The sequence below is a fragment of the Aeromonas sp. MdU4 genome, assembly GCF_041929505.1.
In the GTDB taxonomy this organism is placed as follows: Bacteria; Pseudomonadota; Gammaproteobacteria; order Enterobacterales; family Aeromonadaceae; genus Aeromonas.
In genome coordinates this window covers 272,164-295,436 of sequence record NZ_JBHFMW010000024.1, presented here as the reverse complement: position 1 = coordinate 295,436, position 23,273 = coordinate 272,164, and the positions used below count along the sequence as shown (strand labels likewise).

The 23,273-nt window shown below is 56.1% G+C and carries 17 protein-coding genes; 12 read left to right on the top strand and 5 right to left on the bottom strand.

What is annotated here, in order from left to right:
* Positions 1–148: 148 nt before the first annotated feature.
* Positions 149–433 (bottom strand): pyrimidine/purine nucleoside phosphorylase, encoded by a 285-nt coding sequence (locus tag ACE1BR_RS14855; RefSeq protein WP_374871538.1) that lies wholly within the window; start codon positions 431–433, stop codon positions 149–151.
* A gap of 269 nt (positions 434–702) precedes the next feature.
* Here ACE1BR_RS14855 and ACE1BR_RS14850 point away from each other — a divergent pair, with 269 nt between their 5' ends.
* Positions 703–1,944 (top strand): dicarboxylate/amino acid:cation symporter, encoded by a 1,242-nt coding sequence (locus ACE1BR_RS14850; RefSeq protein ID WP_374871536.1) that lies wholly within the window; start codon positions 703–705, stop codon positions 1,942–1,944.
* A gap of 1,553 nt (positions 1,945–3,497) precedes the next feature.
* Here the strand turns inward: ACE1BR_RS14850 and pfkA are convergent.
* From pfkA to elyC, 3 genes are all read right to left on the bottom strand, one after another.
* Positions 3,498–4,469 (bottom strand): 6-phosphofructokinase, encoded by a 972-nt coding sequence (gene pfkA / locus ACE1BR_RS14845; RefSeq protein WP_163128485.1) that lies wholly within the window; start codon positions 4,467–4,469, stop codon positions 3,498–3,500.
* A 150-nt stretch (positions 4,470–4,619) separates the two neighbouring features.
* The gene (gene tpiA, locus ACE1BR_RS14840; protein WP_374871534.1) at positions 4,620–5,375 is read right to left on the bottom strand and encodes a triose-phosphate isomerase; all 756 of its coding nucleotides are present in this window, start codon (positions 5,373–5,375) and stop codon (positions 4,620–4,622) included.
* Positions 5,376–5,510: 135 nt separating this feature from the next.
* Positions 5,511–6,281 carry an envelope biogenesis factor ElyC gene (elyC, locus tag ACE1BR_RS14835; RefSeq protein ID WP_374871532.1) on the bottom strand — a complete coding sequence of 257 codons (771 nt, stop codon included), beginning with the start codon at positions 6,279–6,281 and terminating at the stop codon, positions 5,511–5,513.
* A gap of 101 nt (positions 6,282–6,382) precedes the next feature.
* On the opposite strand from elyC, the gene cmoM reads away from it, so the two are divergent.
* The 9 genes from cmoM to preA all read left to right on the top strand — a co-directional run bounded on the left by cmoM (position 6,383) and on the right by preA (position 18,779).
* A complete protein-coding gene (gene cmoM, locus ACE1BR_RS14830) occupies positions 6,383–7,159 on the top strand; it encodes a tRNA uridine 5-oxyacetic acid(34) methyltransferase CmoM (RefSeq protein ID WP_234603236.1) in 777 nt (258 codons plus the stop codon).
* A 110-nt stretch (positions 7,160–7,269) separates the two neighbouring features.
* Positions 7,270–8,604, top strand: coding sequence for a chromosome partition protein MukF (gene mukF / locus ACE1BR_RS14825; protein ID WP_335878169.1), 1,335 nt, complete (start codon positions 7,270–7,272; stop codon positions 8,602–8,604).
* Positions 8,585–9,304, top strand: a complete 720-nt coding sequence (gene mukE / locus ACE1BR_RS14820) for a chromosome partition protein MukE (RefSeq protein WP_213391489.1) — start codon at positions 8,585–8,587, stop codon at positions 9,302–9,304. Before mukF ends, mukE begins: the two co-directional genes overlap by 20 nt.
* Positions 9,305–9,307: 3 nt before the next feature.
* Positions 9,308–13,735, top strand: coding sequence for a chromosome partition protein MukB (gene mukB / locus ACE1BR_RS14815; protein ID WP_374871529.1), 4,428 nt, complete (start codon positions 9,308–9,310; stop codon positions 13,733–13,735).
* A 436-nt stretch (positions 13,736–14,171) separates the two neighbouring features.
* Positions 14,172–14,585 carry a septal ring lytic transglycosylase RlpA family protein gene (locus ACE1BR_RS14810; protein WP_374871527.1) on the top strand — a complete coding sequence of 138 codons (414 nt, stop codon included), beginning with the start codon at positions 14,172–14,174 and terminating at the stop codon, positions 14,583–14,585.
* Positions 14,586–14,688: 103 nt separating this feature from the next.
* Positions 14,689–15,186: a GNAT family N-acetyltransferase gene (locus ACE1BR_RS14805; protein ID WP_374871525.1), complete on the top strand. Its 498-nt coding sequence runs from the start codon at positions 14,689–14,691 to the stop codon at positions 15,184–15,186.
* Positions 15,187–15,451: 265 nt separating this feature from the next.
* Positions 15,452–15,952: a peptide deformylase gene (gene def / locus ACE1BR_RS14800; protein WP_374871523.1), complete on the top strand. Its 501-nt coding sequence runs from the start codon at positions 15,452–15,454 to the stop codon at positions 15,950–15,952.
* A gap of 356 nt (positions 15,953–16,308) precedes the next feature.
* The gene (locus tag ACE1BR_RS14795) at positions 16,309–17,550 is read left to right on the top strand and encodes an FAD-dependent oxidoreductase (protein WP_374871521.1); all 1,242 of its coding nucleotides are present in this window, start codon (positions 16,309–16,311) and stop codon (positions 17,548–17,550) included.
* The gene (preA, locus tag ACE1BR_RS14790) at positions 17,544–18,779 is read left to right on the top strand and encodes an NAD-dependent dihydropyrimidine dehydrogenase subunit PreA (protein WP_374871519.1); all 1,236 of its coding nucleotides are present in this window, start codon (positions 17,544–17,546) and stop codon (positions 18,777–18,779) included. The genes ACE1BR_RS14795 and preA overlap by 7 nt, the downstream gene beginning before the upstream one ends.
* Before the next feature lie 346 nt (positions 18,780–19,125).
* On the opposite strand, the gene ACE1BR_RS14785 is transcribed toward preA, so the two are convergent.
* Complete coding sequence (locus ACE1BR_RS14785) at positions 19,126–20,361, bottom strand: esterase/lipase family protein (RefSeq protein ID WP_374871517.1); 1,236 nt, start codon at positions 20,359–20,361, stop codon at positions 19,126–19,128.
* Between the two features lie 224 nt (positions 20,362–20,585).
* Here ACE1BR_RS14785 and ACE1BR_RS14780 point away from each other — a divergent pair, with 224 nt between their 5' ends.
* Both ACE1BR_RS14780 and ygeW read left to right on the top strand, forming a co-directional pair.
* Positions 20,586–21,557 (top strand): Wadjet anti-phage system protein JetD domain-containing protein, encoded by a 972-nt coding sequence (locus tag ACE1BR_RS14780; RefSeq protein WP_374871515.1) that lies wholly within the window; start codon positions 20,586–20,588, stop codon positions 21,555–21,557.
* Between the two features lie 491 nt (positions 21,558–22,048).
* Positions 22,049–23,236 (top strand): knotted carbamoyltransferase YgeW, encoded by a 1,188-nt coding sequence (ygeW, locus tag ACE1BR_RS14775; RefSeq protein ID WP_374871513.1) that lies wholly within the window; start codon positions 22,049–22,051, stop codon positions 23,234–23,236.
* Positions 23,237–23,273: the final 37 nt, after the last annotated feature.

The window sequence follows — 23,273 nt, the reverse complement described above, 5'->3', positions numbered from 1 at the left end:
CAATCCGGTGATGGTTTATGTCTGTTTATTCTAGGATTTTTGCCGTAGATGAAAAGCGGGGATGTGCCGTGCTGTGACTTGGACACCGTTATCGTGGCACAAGGCAGGTGGAAAGGGTTGAAGGGGACAGCCCCTTCAACCAGCTTGCTCAGTCGAGAAATTCGCACAGATAGGCGGTGGGTGTTTTCACTTCCAGCTTGAAGGAGGAGTGCCCTGCCACCAGGAATGATTCACCCTGGCTGTAGGTGTGCCACTCATCTTCATCGGCCAGTTGGATAGTCAGTGCGCCTTTGATCACCGTCATCCGCTCGGGGGCAGCGGTGTTGAACAGATACTCCCCGATGTTCATTACGCCAACGGTAGATTTTTCGCCTTTTTGTTCGAAACCGATCGATTTTACATTTCCGTCGAAATACTCGTTAACTTTCAGCATCTTTACATCCTTGTGAATACGTTTGTGCAGCCAAGCTAGCACAATCTTTTGCCAGTTGTCATGAGGGAGGGGGTAAAAATCGCTGAGGCTGCATTGAATCTGCTCTTTTTGGCAATTTTATTAATAGTTAAGGTTAATTATTTGTGGATTTAAAACCGCCATTAAATGTGAGATAACACCGCCAAACAGGGGAATGCGCAGATGTGCATTCCCCTGTTTGGTTAATTGCACTGGGAAAGTGTGAATTTTGCTACATAAAGGAACATATAGTGTTAACTAAAGGACTCATTAAAAACATTGGCTTCCAGGTTGTGGTGGCCATGGTATTGGGCGCAGTGGTCGGCGCGTTCATGGGTGAACAAGCCACCGTGTTTGCACCGCTCGGTACCCTGTTTATCCAGTTGATCAAAATGCTGGTGATCCCGTTGGTGGCGGTTGCCATCCTCTCCGGCGCCGCCAATCTGGGCGCCAGTCCGGCGGCAGGCAAGATTGGCGCGGCTACTCTGGCTTTCTTCCTTATTACCTCAGCCCTGGCCGTGCTGCTGGCGCTGGTTATGGGGCAGATCTTCAAGCCGGGTGTCGGGGTCGATTTCGCTTCGGTCTCGTCCATGTTTGGCGGTGACTATGCTGATAAAGGGGCGTTGCCAGATGCGGTTGCGACCCTGCTCGGTATGATCCCCACCAACGTGTTCCAGTCTCTCAACGAGGCCAATATCCTGCAGATCCTGGTGTTCTGCATGTTCCTTGGCATTGCGTTGGCCAAGCAGCCGCGCGAGCGTGCCAAGCCGCTGATCGATGGTCTCAATACTCTGGTAGATGCCTTCGTCTGGATGATCAACAAGGTGATGATCATCGCGCCGCTCGGGGTATTTGGCCTGATGGCTGATGCCATCGGTACCTATGGTTTCGACGTGCTGACCCTGGTGCTCAAACTGTTTGTGGTCTATGTGGCCGCGATAGTGATCTTCGGTTTTGTCGTCTATCCGCTGCTGGTGGCGATCTTTTCCAATACGCCGGTGATGAAGTATCTCTCTGCCATGAAGAAGCCGCAGATTGTTGCCTTCTCTACCGCCTCGTCCATGGCGACCTTGCCGGTCAATATGGAGACCTGCGAGCATGACCTGAAGGTAACCAATGCAACCGCGTCATTTGTGTTGCCGCTGGGGGCGACCATCAATATGAGCGGCAACGCTATCTATTACGGTCTGGTCGCTATCTTCTTCGCTCAGGTTTATAACATCGATCTGAGTGTCGGAGCCTGGGCTGCCATCATCTTGACCTCCACTCTGGGGGCGATCGGTCAGGCCGGTGTGCCGGGCCCAAGCTTCCTGGTGGTTGCCGTGTTGCTGGCGGCCGGTATCCCCATCGAAGGGTTGCCGCTGCTGTTTGCCCTGGATCGTCTGTTCGACATGATCCGCACCTCCCTCAATATCACCGGTGATGCAGCCTGTGCTGTCATTGTTGACCGCTTCAGCCCGGAATATGACCCACAGCGTTGGAACAAGGCATAACCGCCTTGAGCTGAGACATAACAGTCTCGAGCTGAAACTGCGTGATGCGAGCCCCCTCCATGATGGTGGGGGCTTTTTTATATCTGCCGGAATGGCGTGGGTGGGAAGGTGTTAGCAAGGGGCTGCTGACGGTTTGCACTGTGGTGAATGGGCATTACTTGGTGGGGAACAGTGCCGAATACCTAAACCGGGGGGCTGATAGTCTGTAGGTGCGGTTGGGGTAGGTGGTTGCCAAATGGCAGGCAACAAGAAGGGGAGCCACGCTCCCCCAGGATATGATCTGTTGCTGGTTCTACATCATCAGGCCAAACAGAGTGTGGTTGAACCATCCTGGCTCCACCCTTATGGCGAAAGAATCAGCGTCAACGTAATGAAATCATATCTATGTTGACCATCTCGGCATTGTCATTGAAAAACGCCAGTTGGTGGCGATTAAATAAACTAGCCAAAGAGGGTCAGTCCGGATTGATGCCTCTCTATCCGGCTCAGAACTGTGACAGTGAGGGTAGAGAGACAGCAACCAGGGTGAAAAACACCGTGAAAACGGCAGTAACAACAAACTCTTTCATTTTTCTCTCCCCAGGTTGTTGGTTGATGCTGACAAGATACCACAATAAGAGACCGAATCAAGGTGTAAATTGTTAAAATGAGACCCTTTCTTTGTCGCTCAAGCGAAAGCATTGTTTTTGCTATATTGAGGTTGTTTTATAGTCATGGCGGATGGTGCAGGCTTTGTTTGGTATGGTGATGAAAAATTATCATTTAAATTCAATGTTTTATTGATCTGCTGTTGGATTTTGCATGTGGCCTTATATGACACCATTTATTGGTTTAACAAATTATTATCCTGAAAATGGCATCAGGGCGGCCATAAAAGTGTCTATGGTGGTTGTTTGACGATGCCTGACGTAGATAGCTCACCCAAAAGAAGTAACCTTAGGTTGAGCGGTTACCAACCCTTGTTGCCCCTTCTTGTTATGACATAGCGATGGTCGTTGTTTTGCAGTAATACCCCGATTTGCCAGTGGCAAACCATCGCAAGGGGAGTAAGCGGGACCGCCGTAGCTGGTTTTATCACCGCCAATTGTGCCGGTTGGAGGAGAAATGCCATCGCCATACAAGCCTGGGCATAAGCAAAGGGTCGGTTGTTGCCAAGCCGGATGTCTCTGCTGGCACGGGTCCAGGTGATATTGGCGCTGGCTTGCTATCTACCTTCGGCACCGATGCCTGGGTCAGACAGAACCAACAGGCATATGACTGGGGAAGCGCTGGGGGCTGCCTGGTATATCGCAGCAATCATGGGGCCGTGCCAAGAGTTGTTGCGCAAGCCGCGCTCGCTTCAGTATTGATGGCGAGAGGTGTCGCAGATGGGGTGGCTTCATGTGTGGGGATAATGGCGGCCGTGCGGGGTAGTGTCAGTACGTGAGATGTGGCAAGGCCTGAATGCAGGGTGTGGACAGCGCACAATCTGACCCCGTTAACCTGCTAGAGATATAAAAAAACCCTCCGATGGAGGGTTTTTGTCATCAACTGCTGGTAAAAAGCCGCATGGCTTAGAACAGGGTGGTGGAGAGGTTATAAAGCTCCTGATCGAACGGACGCTTCATGTTCTCGATACAGTCGATGATGTCGTGGTGTACCAGCTCGTTGCGCTGGATACCGACGCAGCGGCCACCGTGGCCAGCCAGCAGCTGTTCAACGGCATAGGCACCCATCCGGCTGGACATGATGCGGTCACGAGCAGTCGGGGCACCGCCACGCTGGATATGGCCCAGGATGGTGGCGCGGGTTTCACGGCCGGTCAGGGCTTCGATATCTTTGGCCAGCGCGTTCACATCGGTGACGTGCTCGCAGATGGTGATGATGGCGTGCTTCTTGCCTTTCACTTCACCTTCTTTGATCTGTTGCAGCAGTTTCTCTTTGTCAAACGCCACTTCCGGTACGATCACGTACTCGGCACCGCCAGCAACGGCGGCAGACATGGCCAGATCGCCACAGTGGCGGCCCATGATCTCGACCACGGAGATGCGGTGGTGGGAGCTGCAGGTGTCGCGCAGACGGTCGATGGCGTCTACCACCACGTTCAGGGCAGTATCAAAACCGATGGTGAAGTCGGTACCGGCGATATCGTTGTCAATGGTGCCCGGCAGACCGATGCAGGGGAAACCCTCTTCGGTCAGCTTCTTGGCACCCATGTAGGAACCGTCACCACCGATCACCACCAGTGCATCGATACCGTGCTTTTTCAGGTTTTCGATCGCTTCGGCGCGCACTGCGGGATCTTTGAACGCTGGAAAACGGGCAGAGCCGAGGAAAGTACCGCCACGGTTGACCACGTCGGAGACACTGTGACGCTCCAGCTTGACGATACGATCCTGGTGCAGACCGAGGTAGCCATCATAAATACCGTAAACTTCCAGGCCATGATGCAAACCGGCGCGAACCACAGCGCGGATGGCTGCGTTCATACCCGGTGCGTCGCCACCACTGGTCAGAACACCAATACGTTTGATTTGTTTGGTCATGAGTGCCTCTGGATCTGAGTTGTCAAATACGAATGTTTAAATAGACAAGCCACTTTTACTATATCGGCTTTCGTATGGGATGCGGGGGCCACCATAGGAAAAGCGATACAAGAGAGGGGACCAGCCCCTCTCTTTGCCAGTAATGCAGGATTACTTGGCAGCGCCAGCGATGATCTGGGAGAAGTCGTCCACTTTCAGGGACGCACCACCGACCAGGCCACCGTCGATGTCTGGCTGACCGAACAGGTCGGCAGCAGTGGCGCCAGTGACGGAACCGCCGTACAGGATCTGTACTTTGGCAGCAACGGCGCCATCAAAACCGGCCAGGTACTGGCGGATGTGGGCGTGAACGGACTGAGCGATCTCCGGAGTGGCAGTCTTGCCAGTACCGATAGCCCATACCGGCTCATAAGCAACAACGGCGTTGTTGAAAGAGGCGATGCCGCAACGGTCGATAACGGCTTTCAGCTGGGTTTCGACAACCTGATTGGTGGTACCGGCTTCGAACTGAGCCAGAGTTTCACCGATGCACAGAACCGGCACCAGGCCGCCTTTCTGGATCGCTTCGTACTTGGCAGCAACCACGTCGTCAGTCTCTGCGTGCAGAGTGCGACGCTCGCTGTGGCCGACCAGGGAGTAGGTGCAACCGAAGGCTTTCAGCATGGAGGGGGCGTTTTCGCCGGTGAAGGCACCAGACTCGTGAACGTCAGCGTTCTGGGCACCGTAGGCAATTTTGCTGCCAGCGGTCAGTTGCTCAACCAGACCCAAAAAGATAACCGGCGGGCAGACGGCGACTTGTACAGAAGGATGAGCGGCAGCAGCCGGGGTCAGTCCTTTGATCAGAGCTTCAACAGAAGCCTTGGTGCCGTTCAGTTTCCAGTTACCCATTACCAGGTGCTGTCTCATCTTGTATATCTCCTAGGCATTTGATTGCGCGACATTATATGAATTGAACCGAGCCCAAGATAGCTGACCCGGCGGCAAATGACGTAATTTTTTTTCGCTTTCCTGATCCAAATCAGGAATGAAACGCTTGATCGCTCATTCGTTAACCTGCCCCCGCAAGCGTGCCCACCATACCCCAATCCATTCGTGGATGGCAGCCTCGGAATACATCAGATAACGACCTTTGGGTAAATAACTGTAGAGCGGTTGGGCCACCTGGCTCTGCTTGGCAGTGTAATCGGTGGGGGCTGGCACGGCGTTGAGCCCTTGACCCTGATAGAGGGCCATGGCACGGGGCAGGTGGGTGGCGGAACTGACCAGCGCCACCTCTTTTCCCTGAAGGTGGCGGCTGATACTGACTGCTTCATCATGAGTGTCTTTGTTGTTTTCAAACAACGTCATCCGCGAACGGGGGATGCCGAGGCTCGTCGCCATCCTTGCATTGACCTCGGCATTGGAGAGGGGATCGCCCGATACATAGCCGGAGAAAACCAGCTCGGCTTCGGGATAGGCTTGTGCCAGTCTCACCCCTTCCAGGGTTCTTGCGAGGGCGATATTGTTCTGCCAGGAGCGCTCGGGCACCGCCGGATCGCTGACATGACCGTTGCCGAGCACCACGATGGCGTCGATTTTTGGATGCTGGCTCACCTCGAACGGCGGGTAGGTTTGCTCCAGCCCGCGGGCCAGCTCATAGCTCACCGGCCGCATCCCCATCAGGGCCACAATCAGCAGCGAGAGGGTCGCCAGCAGCTTGCCGGTTTTCTGGAAACGGGTGAACCAGAGCAGCAACAGGGCGACCAGCAGCAGGGAGAGGGAGAAGGGGAGCGGCATCAGCAGCTGACCCAGCCACTTTTTAACCACAAACATGGCAGACACTTCCTTGAGTTTTCAGCAAATTCGGGATGTGACAGAATACCTCTCTTTTTTGGGATGGCCACAACCCTGTGGCGCAAAAGATGAGTTTCTCCTTGAAGCACGATCAGAGTTTTGACGGACGCGCCGACAAGTTCGCCCGCAACATTTACGACTCCACCAAGGGGCGTATCCGCACCACCATTGTCTGGAGCGACATCGAAGCTTGCCTGGCTCGCCTTGGCAACCGGCCGCTGCGCATCTTGGATGCGGGAGGCGGGTTTGGCTATTTCGCCCAGAAGCTGGCGGCCATGGGCCATCAGGTCGAGTTGTGTGATCTCTCTGCCGAGATGCTGGAACTGGCTCGCAGCCAGATCGCCGAGAAGGGGCTGGAAGACAACATTCGTCTCATCCATTGCCCCATTCAAGATCTTAAAGCACATGTGACCGGCACCTTTGATCTGGTGCTCTGCCACGCGGTGCTGGAGTGGCTCGCCGAGCCGCGCCAGACCTTGCTCGGTCTGTTCCCTTTCGTCAATGCCGGGGGCATACTGTCGCTGCTTTTCTATAACCGTCATGGTCTGCTGTTCCAGAGTCTGGTGGTGGGCAATTTTGACTACGTGCGACTGGGTCTGCGCAAGAAGCGCCAGACTGCGCTTACGCCCACCAATCCGCAGCTGCCGGAGCAGGTTTATGACTGGATTGGGCGCGGCGGACTCAAAATCATCGGCAAGACCGGTGTACGGGTGATCCACGACTATATGCGCCACAAGCAGGATCAGGTCGAGAAGTTCGACGATCTGCTGGCCATGGAGCAGCAATATTGCCGTCAGGAGCCTTTTGTGGCGCTGGGGCGTTATATCCATGTGATGGCGCAAAAGCCCGCCAACTGATGGGCGCAACTCACTTGCTGATGCCCGGGATAACGTGATTTTTTTGATGCTACCGGATGTAGCCATGCGCGAGATGTCGCGCTCAATGACAACAACGAGATGACAACATCATGATGAGTACATCCCGTACCCTGCCCGAGCGTTCTTTGCCGGAGATAGTAGGGTGGGTCAGGCAGGAGGGGTTGGCGCTGAGCCTCCCCACCGACCGACTGGCCTTTCTGATTGCAATCAAGACCCTGTCCGAAGATGAATCGGACATGTCGGAGGCGGCGCTGCACGATGCCTTTGGCTACGTCAGCAACGCCTTTGGCCAGATGGACGAGACCCTCACCGGTCGCGCCAACAACGCCATCAACGACCTTATTCGCCAGCAGTTGCTGTCGCGCTTCAACACCGACATGGTGGCGGGGGAGAGCCTCTATCGCCTGTCGCGTCTTGGGATCGGTATCGTCGACTTTTTTCTCGATCAGCGTCAGGTCGACTCCATCAAGCTCTCCATTTTGCTCGAGCATTTGGCGGCCGAGCTCGACACCGCCCGCAAGGCGGCGCTCGAGACCAACACCCGCGAGCAGTGGGATGCCGAGGTACTGCCACGGCTCACCTTCTCGCTGGAGGAGACCCTGGGGCGCATCGATCTCACCCAGCGCGCCATGGATGAGCAGCAGAATCAGGTCAAAAGCGAGATCGCGGCCCTGCTGACCCAGAACTGGGTCGATGCCATCCACAGCTGTGAAAAACTGCTGCACGAAACTGGCCAGACCCTGCGCGAACTGCAAGATACCCTGGACGCCGCCGGCCACCGCCTGCAGGCGGGGCTGCTCAACATTCAGGAAGCGGCGCAAGGGCGCGACGATCTGTTCCACGTTGAGGAGCTGACTCACGCCTTGCAAGGTCGTCTTGACGTCATCACCAGCTGGGGCCAGCAGTGCATCGAGCTCTGGTCCCGCTACGACAGACACGTCCACAAGTTCATTCGCAACGCCATCGACATGGACAAGAACCGCGCTTTCAGCCAGCGGCTGCGCGACTCCATCCGCAATTTCGAGCAGCACAACTGGCTGCTGCGCATTGCCGAGGAGCCCCGTTTGCTGGAGCTGCGCGACGAAACCATCGCCATCCACGACGAGGAGGTGACCGGCGAGGTGCCCCTCGAGATGGAGTACATGGAGATGGTGGACATCAACCAGGAGCTGGCGGAGCGCATCGAGCGCTATCTGGCCCGCTATCCCGAGCAGGGCCAGCAGCTGGACTTGGCCGATGTACTGCGGGAATACCTGCTGGATTACCCGGCTCACGCCCATTTTGATGTGGCGCGTCTTCTGATCGACCAGGCCGTGCGCCTGGGCCATGCCAGCGGCGAGCGCGAGCTGCACCGCCAACCCGCATGGAAACCCATTAACCAAGCTGGATCCAAGGTTCAGGCCTATGTCATTGATCAATACTGAGTTTCCCTTGCCGCTGCGGCTCGCAGAGGCGATTGCCAACCCCTTGTTTCCGCGCATCGACACCGCCTTGCGCTCCGGCCGTCACATCAGTGCCGACGATTTCGAACAGCATTCGGCGCTGGTGGAGTACCACAGCGAGCTGGAGATCTTCTACGGCCGCTATCAGGTGGAGCTGATCAAGGCGCCGGAAGGCTTCTTCTACCTGCGTCCGCGCCCCAGTGCCGACATCGGCACCACCGTGCTTTCCGAGCTCGATATGCTGGTGGGCAAGGTGCTCTGCTACCTCTACCTGAGCCCGGATCGCCTCGCCTCGGAAGGGGTGTTCGCCATGGGCGAGCTGCAAGAGGAGGTGTTGAGCCTGGCCGACGAGAAGCAGTTGCTGCGGATGGTCAACAGCCGCTCCGGCGGTACCGATCTCGACAAAAAGAAGCTGCTCGAGAAGATCCGTACCTCCATGCGTCGTTTGCGTCGCCTCGGCATGATCACCGCCCTTGGCAACAGCGACAAATTCCGGGTTAACGAATCGGTGTTCCGTTTCGCCGCCGACGTGCGTTCTGACGAAGATCCGCGCGCCGTGCAGCTGCGGATGATCCAGGAAGGGGAAGCCATCTTCCACGACGACGAGATGCCGAGCAGCGACTCGCTGTTTGACGATATCGAGGCGGACCTCGATGAAGAACAACTGGATCTGGAGGTATAAACAGTGCGAGGCAAGTTCAAATCCCTGACCATGGTCAACTGGAACGGCTTCTTCGCCCGAACCTTCGATCTCGACCAGCTGGTCACCACCCTCTCTGGCGGTAACGGCGCGGGCAAGTCCACCACCATGGCGGCCTTTATCGCGGCGCTCATCCCAGACCAGTCCCTGCTTCACTTCCGCAATACCACGGAAGCGGGCTCCAGCAGCGCCTCCCGCGACAAGGGGCTCTACGGCAAGCTGCAGCGCGGCCACTGCTATTCGCTGCTGGAAGTGATGAACAGCCGCGAACAGCGGATCTGGGTCGGCGTACACCTCGAGCAGGTGGCCAACCGTGACAACAAGGTCAACATCACCCCGTTCGCGCTGGTGGATGTACCGGAGCAGTTGCAACCTACCGATCTGCTGCTGGAAAAACTGGATGACGGCAAGGGGCGGGTGCGCGCCTTTACCGATCTGAAAGGGGCCGCCGCCGAGCTGGGGGCTATCAAGGTCGCCAAGTTCAATACGGTGACCGACTATCACAACTTTATGTTCGAGTTCGGCATTACCCCGAAGAAGTTGCGCGACCAGAAGGATCGCGGCAAGTTCTATCGCCTGATCGAAGCCTCCCTCTACGGCGGCATCTCCTCGTCCATCAGCCGTTCCCTGCGCGAATACCTGCTGCCGGAGAACTCCGGGGTGCGCAAGGCGTTTGCGGACATGGAGGCGGCCATCTATGAAAACCGCCGCACGCTGGAAGCCATTAAAGAGACCCAGGGTCAGCGGGATCTGTTCAAGAACCTGATCACCGAGACCACCCACTATGTGGCAGCGGACTATGTGCGCAACGCCGCCGAGAAGAACCGTCTCTCCGAGCTGGCCCTCAAGGCGCGTCAGGAGCTGTCCGACAAGCGCCGTATTTTGGCCGAAGAGAAGCAGCGCGCCATCTATCTGGCTGATGAGGTGGAGCAGCTTACCAACCGCGAGAAACTGCTGACCGACGAGCTGGAATCTGCCGCCGAGCATCTGGCCAAGGTGATGGCGGCTGTTGCACTGCAGAAGAAGATCGAGATGTATCGCGCCGATCTGGCGGAGCTGGTCGACAAGCTGGAGCAACAGCAGGCGATCGTGGAGGAGATCCACGGTCAGCTGCTGGAAGTGGAAGAGCGCAAGGAGCTGGCACAGGCAGAGGTAGACAGTCTCAAGACCCAGCTGGCCGACTACCAGCAGGCGCTCGATATCCAGCAGACCCGCGCCATCCAGTACCGTCAGGCGGTACAGGCGCTGGAAAATGCCCGCGAGCAGTGCGAGTTGCCGGGGCTGACCGCCGAACAGGCGAGCGACACCCTGCATCAGTTCCGCGCCGCCGAGCAGAGCCTCACCAGCCGGGTGCTGGGGGCCGAACAGCAATTGGCGCTGGCCAAGGCGGCGGTGGCCGAGCACGAAGCGGCGCTGGCGCTGCTACTCAGCATCGCTCCGGAAACAGTGCGCGAGGCCGCCTGGCCCACCGCACAGGCGCTGCTCAAGCGTCACATCGAAGACAAGGCCCGCATCGCGCAGGGGCAGGGGCTGCGCGCCGCGCTGGCTCGCCTCGAGAAAGAGAGCGAAAGCCAGAAGAATCTCTTCAAGCTGCGTGATGAGCTGCAGCAGGCATCCGGTCAGCTGATTGCCAGCAGCGATGAGCTGGAGATCTTCCTCGAAGCCCAGCGCACCCGTCAGGAGGAACTGGCCGAGCAGCAGGCGGAGGTGAACCAGCGCCGCGCCAGCCTCGAGCATCAGGGTGTCCAGCTGGGTCGCGATATTGCGGAACTCACCAAGCTGGCCCCGCGCTGGCTGAAATCCTTTGAAAAACTCGAGCAGCTGCGCGAGCAGAGCGGCCTGCCGCTCGCCACCGCCGAGGAGCTTTCGGCCGGTATGCAGACTGTGCTCGACAAGGAGCGCGAGTTCGAGCAGGAGAGCAACCGCATCGCGGCGCAGAAACAGGCGCTGGAGCTGCAAATTCGCAACCTGCAGCTGGGGGCTGGCGAGGCAGATCCGCGCCTTGCCCGCATTGCCGAGCAGGTGGGGGGCGTGCTGCTCTCCGATGTCTACGACGACATCTCCATCGACGATGCCCCTTACTACTCCGCGCTTTACGGCCCGGCTCGCAGCGCCCTGGTGGTGCTCGACCTTGAGGGCGCCATCGAGCGGCTGAAAAAGCTGGAAGATTGCCCGGAAGATATCTACCTCATCCAGGGCAACCCCGACTCCTTTGACGAGGATCTGGTGGAGGCCGACGAGCTGGGGGACGCCGTGCTGGTGCGCACCAGCAAGCGTCAGGTGCGCTTCTCCCGCTATCCCGAGCTGCCGCTGTTTGGCCGCGCCGCCCGGGAAAAGCGGATCGAGCAGCTCGACCTTGAGCGCGAAGGGCTCATCGAGGGTTACGCCAAGGCCGCCTTCGAGCAGCAGAAGTACCACCGTCTCTACGGCCACTTCCGCGACTTTATCGGCCAGCATCTGGATATCGCCTTCCGCCCCGACCCCGAAGCCGAAGTGCAGGCCAAACAGGCAGAGCTGCGCGCGCTGCAAGGGGCCATCGGCGAGTGCGACAAGCAGCTGAGTGATGCCAAAGCAGCTGCTGCCCAGCTGACCCGCCATATCCAGCTGGTGCAGGGGATGCTGCCCTTTGCCCACCTGTTTGCCGAGACAGATCTGGCGGCCCGCCTCGAGGCGGCTCACGCCGATGTGGAAGCGCTAAAACAGGCCGAAGCCTTTATCGCCAAACACGGTAAGGCGCTCGAAAAACTCGAAACAGTAGTGCAAGTACTGCGTCAGGATCCGCAGGATCTTGCTGCGCTGCAGGCGGCCTATGATGAGGTGAGCGACCTGTTGGCCGAGCAGAAGCGCCGTTGCTACGCCCTCGATCAGCTGGTGGCCCGTCTGCCGCACTTTGCCTATCAGGATGCGCAAGACCTGCTGGGCAAAGCGTCCGAGATGAGCGAGCGACTCAAAGAGAAGCTTAAAGCTGCCGAGCTGGCGGCCCGCACCGCCGGTGAACAGCACAAGCAGATTGCCCAGCGCCACACCGAGGCGTTGCAGCTGCGCACCGCCCTCGATTCCAGTGCCTCGGCCAAGCGCCAGACCCTGACCGAGTTCGAGCAGGAGCTGGCGGCCATGGGGCTGACGCTCTCTGACGATATGGAAGAGAAGGCGCGCGCTCACAAGAAAGAGATCGAAGAGCTGCTGATCCGCACCCGTTCCCGTCGCACCAGCGCCGAGGCCCAGTTGCAGGTCACCAAGCGCGAGATCGAATCCCTTGGTGGTCGTCTCAAGCTCGAAGGCAAGGATTACTACAGCGCCCGTAAATCTCTGGTGGGTCACAAGGCGAGCTGGTCGCGGGTGGTGCGACTGGCGCGGGAGACCGACGTCGAGAAGCGCCTCAACAAGCGCGAGCTGGCGTACCTCGACAGCGACGAGCTGCGCTCCATGTCGGACAAGGCCCTTGGCGCCCTGCGGGTGGCGGTGGCCCACGACGAGGCCCTGCGCGATGCGCTGCGTCTCTCCGAGGGTAATCGCAGCACCGAACAGAAGGTCGCCTTCTACGTGCAGGTCTACCGTTACCTCAAAGATCGCATCCGCAACGACATCATCCGCTCCGATGATCCGGTAGAGGCGATCGAGGAGATGGAGATCGAGCTGGCCCGTCTGGCAGACGAGCTCAAGCAGCGGGAAACCCATCTGTCGCTCTCCTCTCACGAGGTGGCGGCCAAGATCACCAACATCATCCGCCGCGAGCAGAACCGCATCCGGGTGCTCAACCAGGGCTTGCAGAACATCGCCTTCGGTCTGGTGCGCGGGGTGCGCCTCAACGTCAATATCCGCGAGGCCCACACCCGTCTGCTGACGGCGCTCGCCGATCAAACCGCCATGCACAACGATCTGTTCGCCGACAAGGAGCTCAGCTTCTCCGAAGCGATGGCCAAGCTGTTCCAGCGCCTCAATCCGCAGATCGAGCAGGGGGATCGCAGCTATCAGGTGATGGGCGATGTGCTGCTCGACTACCGCAACTATCTGGAGCTGGAGATCGAGGTGCAGCGCGGCGCCGATGGCTGGCTGCGGGCCGAGAGCGGCGCGCTCTCCACCGGCGAGGCGATCGGTACCGGTCAGGCCATCCTGCTGATGGTGCTGATCAGTTGGGAGGAAGAGTCCCGCCGTCTGCGCGGCAAGGATATCGCCCCCTGCCGTCTGCTGTTCCTTGACGAAGCGGCCCGTCTGGATGGCAAATCCATCGCCACCCTGTTCGAGCTGTGCGAGCGGCAGGATATGCAGCTGCTTATCGCGGCACCCGAGAACATCAGCCCAGAGAAGGGCACCACCTACAAGCTCATCCGCAAGGTGCAGGGCAAGCACGAGCATGTGCATGTGGTGGGTCTGCGCGGCTTCGGCTTTAGCGATGACAAGCTGATTGCCTGATCTGCGTCTGGCCCATCCTGACAGGGGATGACGGGTAAATAGGTGAGAGGGAGGCATTTGCCTCCCTTTTTATTGGCAAAATATGGCAAAGTAACGACCCTGCTCATGACATTGCCTCTGTGCCAACCCGGTGGCACAGCACCTTCTTGCCAGCTTGTCACAGGGTGATCGGGCATGATGGGTTAGTGGGCTGTAGTGAACGAAGCCGGGGAGTGGCAAGGTAAATTGTTTCGCCTGTGCAACGTTAAGTGATTTTGGCGCGATAATTTTGCAACAATCAGGACGGGAATAAACCTGGCAAGGCAGTGGGTGCGGGGGCTGTGCAGGGGCCGATTTCATGATCATTGCGCGCCGGGATAGTCATTACCCCTTGTCCGGCTAGCACCTTATGGCCACTCTGGCGTGCTATTTGCGGCAAGCGCGGATGAGGCAATCAATGAGTCACCAAGGGAGAGAAGGGAAGGTGCAATATATCCAGAAAGGGCTGCTGTTATCTCTTTGCCTGCTACTGGCCGCTTGCAGCAGCCGATATGACGAGAGCCATGGCGGTAGCTGGCGCGGCTATAGCGAGAGCGTTTATGCCACCTATTATGCCGACCGCTATCACGGTAAAAAGACCGCCAGCGGCGAGCTCTATCGCAACAACGCCAATAGCGCCGCCCATATGGAGTTGCCTTTTGGCTCCATGGTGCGGGTTACCAACCTCGCCAACGGCAAGAGCGTGGTAGTCAAGGTCAATGATCGCGGCGCCTTTAAAAACGGGCGGATTATTGATCTCTCCAAATCCGCCTTCAGTTCGATTGCCAATATCCGAGATGGGATTATCAAGGTGAAGGTTGAGGTTCTTTAATATCGAACAACTGGAGGTGGAGAACTTCAGATGATATAAAAGCGATAAACCATCATAAATATGTGCATAACTTGACATTAATTATTAAATCTGAGGCCATCATATGGAAGTGAGAAAAGCATGTGTATCTGATGCACATAATGTCTTGGCGTTAATGAATAGACTCGACAGTGAAACAACCTTTATGCTCTATGAGCCGGGAGAGCGCACTACGACAGAGGTTGAGCAAGCTCAAATATTGGCTTCGTTTGTCGATGCAAACAACAAAGTCATGCTGGTACTGGCAGAGCACGATGAGATTGCAGGCTTTATTGTCGGCATTGGTCAACCAGCAAATCGCAACAAACATGTCTTGTATTGTGTTATCGGTATTCAACAATCCACAACCGGACAGGGATTTGGTAAAAAGTTGTTTTCTGCGCTGGAGGAGTGGGCCACAGCCCATGCTTTTACCCGCATGGAGTTGAGTGTCATGTGTCACAATGCTCGCGCTTGCGCTCTTTATCATGCTTGCGGCTTTGAGACAGAGGGAATAAAGCGAAATTCAATGAAGGTCGATGGTGAGTATGTTGATGAATACATAATGGCCAAAATTATTTAATGAAGAGCATGATATGACAATGTTTCTATTGTTTTTTGCGCTGAATGTGTGGGGTAATATGCTGGGAAGCATCAATTAATTCGTGGTAGTGATGCAGATATGAGACATGTTCCTGTAGTTTTTACTACAAAATCAGGTGTTGCACTTAGTTTTAGCAGCCGCCCAGTTTTATGAACGCCTTGATTACAAGGTGGTGGAGGGGGATCAGGATTTTATCTCTTTGTCCCGTTCATTGGTATGAACACGATGTTTAATGGAGGAGAGGATGGCCATTCTGGATATTTTGACGGTCCCTGATGTCCGATTGAAAATTAAATCAGCATCAGTTGATGATATTAATGCCGTGCAGAGCTTGATTGATGACATGCTGGAGACCTTGTATGCCACTGAAAATGGTATCGGCTTGGCCGCAACGCAAGTGGGGCGCAAAGAGGCTATCGTCATCATAGATATTTCGGAAAAGAGGGATCAGCCGCTGGTCTTGATTAATCCACAGGTGATTAGCGGTGCTGACAAGGTACTCGGGCAAGAGGGATGTCTCTCGGTACCCGATTATTACGCTGACGTGGAGCGTTACCGTTCAGTGGTGGTATCTGCACTGGATCGAGATGGTAAACCGGTTACCATCGAGAGCAGCGAATTTTTAGCAATTGTCATGCAGCATGAAATTGATCATCTGCAAGGGCATTTGTTTATTGATTACTTGTCGCCACTCAAGCGCAGCATGGCGCTGAAGCGCGTCAAGAAAACCAAAAAAGTTCAGTGATGAAGATCATGTACCGGGTTGCTGCATGTTATTTGCAGCATTACCCGGCATGGCAATGTTAAATGAAAACAATACGCATCATTATCACTACTCATGCTGGTTGTTTTATTTGTGATGGTCTGATCTCCGTCGCCAGACAGCAGATTTTCTTCAGTTAGAAAGAAATATAGAAGGTGCAGATGATGGATTTATCACCACCTGTTTATATTTTGGCTGTTTTATTTTTGAGTTCGTAATCTGTGAAACCTTTCACAGAAAACACCTTCCTCAATGCTTAGCCTTGCAGCAGTTTTTAAATAACCATGCTCTGATATCAGGCGTTCGCCTTAATTTACAAAAGCATTAAGGAAGATTACATGCCACAACAAAATTATCTGGATGAGCTGAGTCCTGCTTTTACGCCTTTATTGGCCATTAAAGAGGCTTCGCGTTGTTTATTATGCCACGATGCACCTTGCAGCCAGGCATGCCCGGCTCAGACTGATCCCGGCAAGTTTATCCGGTCACTCTATTTTAGAAATTTGAAGGGGGCTGCCGAAACCATTCGGGAAAATAATGCCCTCGGGGCGGTCTGTGCTCGCGTCTGCCCGACTGAAAAATTGTGTCAACGTGGCTGTAGTCGTTCAGGAATTGACAAGCCTATCGATATTGCTCGCTTACAACGTTTTATTACCGATTTTGAACATCAAACGGCGATGAAGATTTATCAGCCCGGTACCAAGACGTTGGGTAAAGTGGCGATTATCGGTGCCGGCCCGGCAGGGTTACAGGCGAGTGTGACCTTGAGTAATTTGGGTTACGACGTGACGATTTATGAAAAACAGGCGCAACCGGGTGGGTGGCTACGCCATGGTATACCTGAGTTTCGTCTGCCTCAGTCGGTTCTGGACAGTGAAATTGCCCGGATCGTGGAGCTGGGTGTTCAGCTCAAATGCAATTGCGAAGTGGGCAAGCACATTACGCTGGAGCAGCTGAAGAGCGAGAACCGCGCCGTGCTGGTCACGGTCGGCCTGTCGGCAGGTGGCAGGTTGCCGCTATTTGAACAGGCGCAACAAGTTGAGATTGCAGTCGATTTTCTCCAGCGAGCGCGCCAGGCAGGCGGTGATATTGCCGTTGCCCGCAGTGCGTTAATCATCGGTGGCGGTGATGTGGCGATGGATGTTGCCAGCACGCTGAAAGTGCTGGGTTGCTCTTCGGTGACCTGTGTCGCCAGGGAGGAGTTGGCCGAGTTCCCCGCCAGTGAAAAAGAGTTTGCCAGTGCCCAGGCGCTTGGGGTGTCGATCATCGATGGTTTTACCCCGGTGGATGTCGCTGACAACAAGGTGACGTTTAAACATGTACGTCTGCCCGGCGTACTCACGCTGGAGGCGGAACATATTATTCTGGCGGTCGGCCAGCAGGCTCAGCTTGATGCATTTGGCGCGCTGCAACCGTCGCGCAATAAGATTGAGACCAAGGGCTACCAAACCTCCGATCCCGTTATTTTTGCTGCGGGTGACATTATCGAAGGTGACAAGACCGTTGTATATGCCGTGAAAACCGGAAAAGAAGCCGCACAGGCCATTCATCACCACTTGGAGGGGGCTTGCTCATGTTAACCAGAGATCTGTCTATCACCTTTTGCGGCGTGAAATTTCCCAATCCGTTTTGCCTCTCCTCTTCACCGGTCGGCAATTGCTACGAGATGTGTGCCAAGGCTTATGATGTGGGTTGGGGCGGCATTGTATTCAAAACCATCGGTTTTTTTATTGCCAACGAAGTGTCTCCACGCTTTGATCATTTGACCAAGGAAGATACCGGTTTTATTGGCTTCAAGAATATGGAGCAAATTGCCGAGCATCCTCTCAATGAGAACCTGGCGGCCATTAAACGGTTAAAGCAGGACTACCCGGATAAAGTGCTGATTGCTTCCATCATGGGAGAAAATGAACAGCAATGGGAAGATCTGGCTCGCTTGGTGGAAGAGGCGGGGGCAGATATGATCGAGTGCAACTTCTCCTGTCCGCAAATGACATCCCATGCCATGGGGAGCGATGTAGGGCAAAGTCCGGCGCTGGTTGAAAAATATTGCCGCGCCGTAAAACGTGGCTCATCCCTGCCGATGCTGGCCAAAATGACGCCGAATATCGGCGATATGTGTGATGTCGCACTGGCGGCCAAACGGGGCGGTGCTGATGGTATCGCCACCATCAACACCATTAAATCCATCACCAATATCGATCTGGATCGCAAGCTGGGTATGCCGGTGGTAAACGGTAAATCCAGTATCTCCGGTTATTCCGGCAAGGCAGTAAAACCGATAGCACTGCGTTTTATTCAACAACTGCGCACGCACCCGGAATTGCGCGATTTCCCAATCAGCGGAATTGGCGGCATTGAAACCTGGGAGGATGCGGCTGAATTTTTGCTGCTGGGGGCGGCGACCCTGCAGGTCACTACCGGCATCATGCAATATGGTTACCGGATTGTGGAAGATATGGCGAGCGGCTTGTCGCATTATCTGGCTGATCAGGGATTTGACTCTCTGGAGCAGATGGTTGGCCTGGCTAATGCCAATATTGTGCCCGCAGAAGAGCTGGATCGTAGCTATATCGTTTATCCGCATATCAACCAGGAGAAATGTGTCGGCTGTGGCCGCTGCTATATCTCGTGCTATGACGGTGGACACCAGGCGATGGAGTGGAATGAACAGAGCCGGTCGCCCCATTGCGACACTGAAAAATGTGTCGGGTGCTTGCTGTGTGGTCATGTCTGCCCGGTCGCTTGCATCAGTTTGGGTGAGGTGAAGTTCAAACCCGGTGAAGAGGCCCATGCGGTAACCTTGTAATCACCCAGAAATATGCCCGGTACAGATCTCCCTGCACCGGGCATATGAATATTGAGTCGCCGCCAGCGGGCGGCGTCTCTTATGTTGCCTGTCCCTATTTCAGGGCTTTCTTCAGCTTTTTGATCTTGCTCTCATGCTTGGCAATCTTTTCAAGACGGGCCGCGATCTTCTTCTTGATCTCTTTCTTGCTTGCTTTGGCCATCGGTGGCGCTCCTTTGCTATGGGGACACATGAGGTGTCACAGTGGGTCTCTTCCTTTGACGTGCCAGAGTGCCACAGGCACACCCGGTGAACCAGCTTTCTGTTGAATTAATAACCAGCTAGCCCGATGAGGCGCACTCTCATATCAACTCGGGGTGAGCCAGCGCAACAGTTGCTGACCCACCTGCGGGCTGGCGAGCAGGGCCATATGGCTGGTGCGATAGACAATCAGCGTGTGTGCGGGGAGGAAGTGCAGCTGATGGCGTGCTTCATGATGCTGGCCGAGAGCGCTGCGCAAAGGCACCAGTCCATCGCCAATTAACCGGTCTGCCAGCAGACTGCGCTTGGCGGCGGTCGTGGCGGCGATGGCAAAACAGTTGACCCCCGCAGGCAAGGGGAGTGGCGTACGGGGATCGTGGCGCAGAGTGTGACTGTCGGTGTTGTCGAGTGGTTCGATCACCTTGCCATGGCGCAAATCCTTGATACCTGCGCTGCGCAGTCTGGCCAGCCTGACAAACGGCTCGCTGTAGGCGGTGGCGGGCAATAGCTGCTCCAGCCAGTGACCGGCGTGTTCCAGTGGCGCACCATGGTGTGGCGTGCCGAGAAAGATCAGATTGGCAAGGCGGGCAGGCCAGCCCAGCCCATGGCTGTTGGCATGATGGCAGGCGCTGCGGGCAACCAGTCCTCCCATGCTGTAGCCCATGATCGTGATCTCTTCGAGGTTGCCCGGCCAGTGGGCGACTAACTGTTCCAGTAGCAGCGCCAGCGCCTCTCCATTTTGCGCGATGGGCAGGCCGGAGTTGTAGCGCAGATAGAGGGGCACATAGCCAAGTGCCTTGGCCAACGAGTCGCCATGATTGACCGGCTCGTCCTGATAGCGTGTTTGCCACTGCAGATCGTTCATGCACAGACCATGAACCAGTAACAGTACCCGACCTGCACGGGGCAGGTCGGCAGGCATGGCTTGCCAGTCGAGCGGTTTGCCCTGATAGCGCAGAGTCATCGGGGTGGCAAGGGCGTTCTGCTGCTCGACCAGCTTGTCACCCAGCACGCCATTGAGGGTGGCAATCAGGGCGGCACGTTTGGGCGTCTCAGGAATATGGTGCAGGGGCGGGGTGGGCGGCAGATGGGTAAGCAGGGTATTGATGCCGCTGCCGAGGGTATTGGCCGCCTTGTGTACCCCCTGGTAGACCAGCCCGGTGATCCCCGCGGTTTTCCCCTCATCCCGTCCCTTGAATCCCATGCCGCTGAGCACCGCCTGATGTACCGCTTCGGTGATGTGCACGGTGGCGGGCAGAGCAAGGGTCAGCAGCTGTGCCAGCTCGCGGATATCAGAAAGATGCCAGGAAGATGAGGGAGATTGCTCTGTAGCGTTGGTCATGGCGATGCCTCGTGGATGCGGGTATCCCGTGCTCGGCCGCTGTTGCCGTGTGGCAGCATGGTCGGTCTACACCCGTCCAGCTTGCGCCCTTTGTTGCGGGTTTACCAGTGCGGCACGGTGGGGTGGCAGCAAGAGCCCTGTGACTCCCGTGCGAAGCGGGTCACGGTAACTGCGTGAAAAATCACCTCTACTTGGTCACATGACACCATGGGTGGGAAGTGAGTATGTCGCTGTTTGATGAGCGTCGGGTGCAAGATCTGTGTGCCCGATTGCTCGATAACCAGAACGAGAAGGGAGAATCGCTTGCGAGCAAGCATGGGCGCGAGTTGCTGGAGCTGTTGCAAGCGGTGGGCGGAGTCGAGTCAGTGGGGCGCAGTGCCCGTCATGTATTGACCGAGGCGGGTCGGGTTTATCTCGCCAGCCAGCTGGCGAAGGTGGTGCCCCCAGCACCGGACAAGCGTGCACAGATGCGAAGCCTTGGCGTGAAGTTGCCATCACGGCTCAATCAGGCCACCTTTCATGCGCTCTGGCATGGCGACAGCAAGCACTCGCGCAGTGAATGCCCGGATCCACAGCTCGTCGATCTGACGTTGACCCAGGATGAGGTGATCCGGATCCGCACACTCGAGCCGCTCTCGCTGGTCGATCGGCAGGGTCAGCACCACGATATGGCGGTGATAATGAGCCTGCTGGGGGAACTGGCCCTGCCGGAGCGGGCTCTGCTCACACTGGCAGCGGTCGAGTGGCAAGGCGATCAGGTCATCACGGTGGAGAACAAGGGGGCCTTTGTCGACTACCCGTTGCAGCCCGGGCAACTGCTGCTGTTTGCCCCCGGCCGCAATACCACGCTGGCCAAGCTGCTGATCCCCCTGTTGCCAGAGGGGACCGCGTGGGCTCATTTTGGCGATCTCGATCAACGGGGAGTCGATATTGCAATGGAGCTGGCGCGCGAACTTCATCGTCCTGCCATGCTCTGGCTCCCCAGTGATCTGCACTCCTATCTGGAGCACTATGCTCGCCCGGTCCGCACGTTCGCTGCGGCCAGTGGCAAGGTGCCCTGGCGGGCTGAAAAAACGACAAGAGCGCCGTTGCCCTGGCTCGATGAGCTGAAGAGCGAAGCGCTGTGGCTGGAGCAGGAGGTGTTGATTCGGGCGCCCCACTGGCGGAGTTGGCTGTTGCCAGCCACGAGTGATTGAAGCATGAACGGGGTCTGTCCATCCCGTGTCAGTGCGGCAAGTGAACGGGGCGCTGTGTCAGCATGAGAGTGGCTTAATCGGATGCTATATATCAGCTATATCCGCGTGGTGATATCAGTGGCGTTCAGCCGATTATCATATTGATAATGCAAACCCCGGTTATATCATTTCTATCCCTCAAACGCCTCATGGGTGATAATTCTCACACTCGCTTAAATATCTTCCCTCGAAATTTCCTGGATGCATTTTTCTGGTATCAGGTTGGTACAGGCCATTTTGTTTGCTAAAAGCCAAAAATAGCGCCTGTTTTTGTGCTGTGCATCACACACTTTTTTATATTGTTATTATTCGCCCATGTTTTTGTAATTTGGCATGGTTATTGATTGCCTTATATCGACGCTAACCGACGAGCTCACCCACAACCGGGATGCTGGTGACATCGTGAGTGCAAGGGGAGCTATCCATATATCATCCAATGATTGGGGCGAAAGATGAAAGCTGTTAATGAATTAATCAAAGAGATCAAAGCACTGAAATCCAACCTGCATGAAAAAGATTTTCTGCTGACTTGGGAACAAACTCCGCAGGAGCTGGAGCTGGTATTGAAACTGGCTGAATCTCTTAAAACCCTGCGTGCTGAAAATATCTCCACCAAGCTGTTTAACAGCGGGCTCGGTATCTCGGTTTTCCGCGATAACTCCACCCGAACCCGCTTCTCCTACGCCTCTGCACTGAACCTGCTGGGTCTGGCACAACAGGATCTGGATGAGGGCAAATCCCAGATTGCCCACGGTGAAACCGTACGTGAAACCGCCAACATGATCTCCTTCTGCGCCGACGCCATCGGCATCCGTGATGACATGTATCTGGGGGCTGGTAACGCCTACATGCGTGAAGTGGGCGCGGCACTGGACGAAGGCTTCGAGAAGGGGGTTCTGCCCCAGCGTCCGGCACTGGTCAACCTGCAGTGTGACATCGACCACCCGACTCAGTCCATGGCTGACCTGGCCTGGCTGCAGGAGCACTTCGGCAGCCTGGAAAACCTCAAGGGCAAGAAAATTGCCATGACCTGGGCCTACTCCCCGAGCTACGGCAAGCCGCTCTCCGTGCCGCAGGGCATCATCGGCCTGATGACCCGCTTCGGCATGGATGTGACCCTGGCTCACCCGGAAGGCTATGACCTGATCCCGGACGTGATCGAAGTGGCCAAAGAGAATGCCAAGGCATCCGGCGGCAGCTTCCGTCAAGTGACCTCCATGGAAGAGGCCTTCAAGGATGCCGACATCGTTTATCCGAAGTCCTGGGCTCCTTATCAGGTCATGGAGCAACGTACCGAGTTGCTGCGTGCCAATGACCACGCCGGTCTCAAGGATCTGGAGAAGAAGTGCCTGGAGCAGAACGCCAAGCACAAAGATTGGCACTGCACTGAAGAGATGATGAAGCTCACCAAAGGTGGCGAAGCACTCTATATGCACTGCCTGCCAGCTGATATTTCCGGTGTCTCCTGTAAAGAAGGGGAAGTGACCGAAGGGGTATTCGAGAAATACCGTATCGCCACTTACAAAGAAGCAAGCTGGAAGCCTTATATCATCGCTGCAATGATCATGGCTCGTAAATTCTCTGCCCCTGCTGAAACGCTGGAAAATCTGATTAAAGAAGCCCAGAAACGCGTTAAATAATTGCAGTGCCGGACAGGGTGAATAATCACCCTGTCCA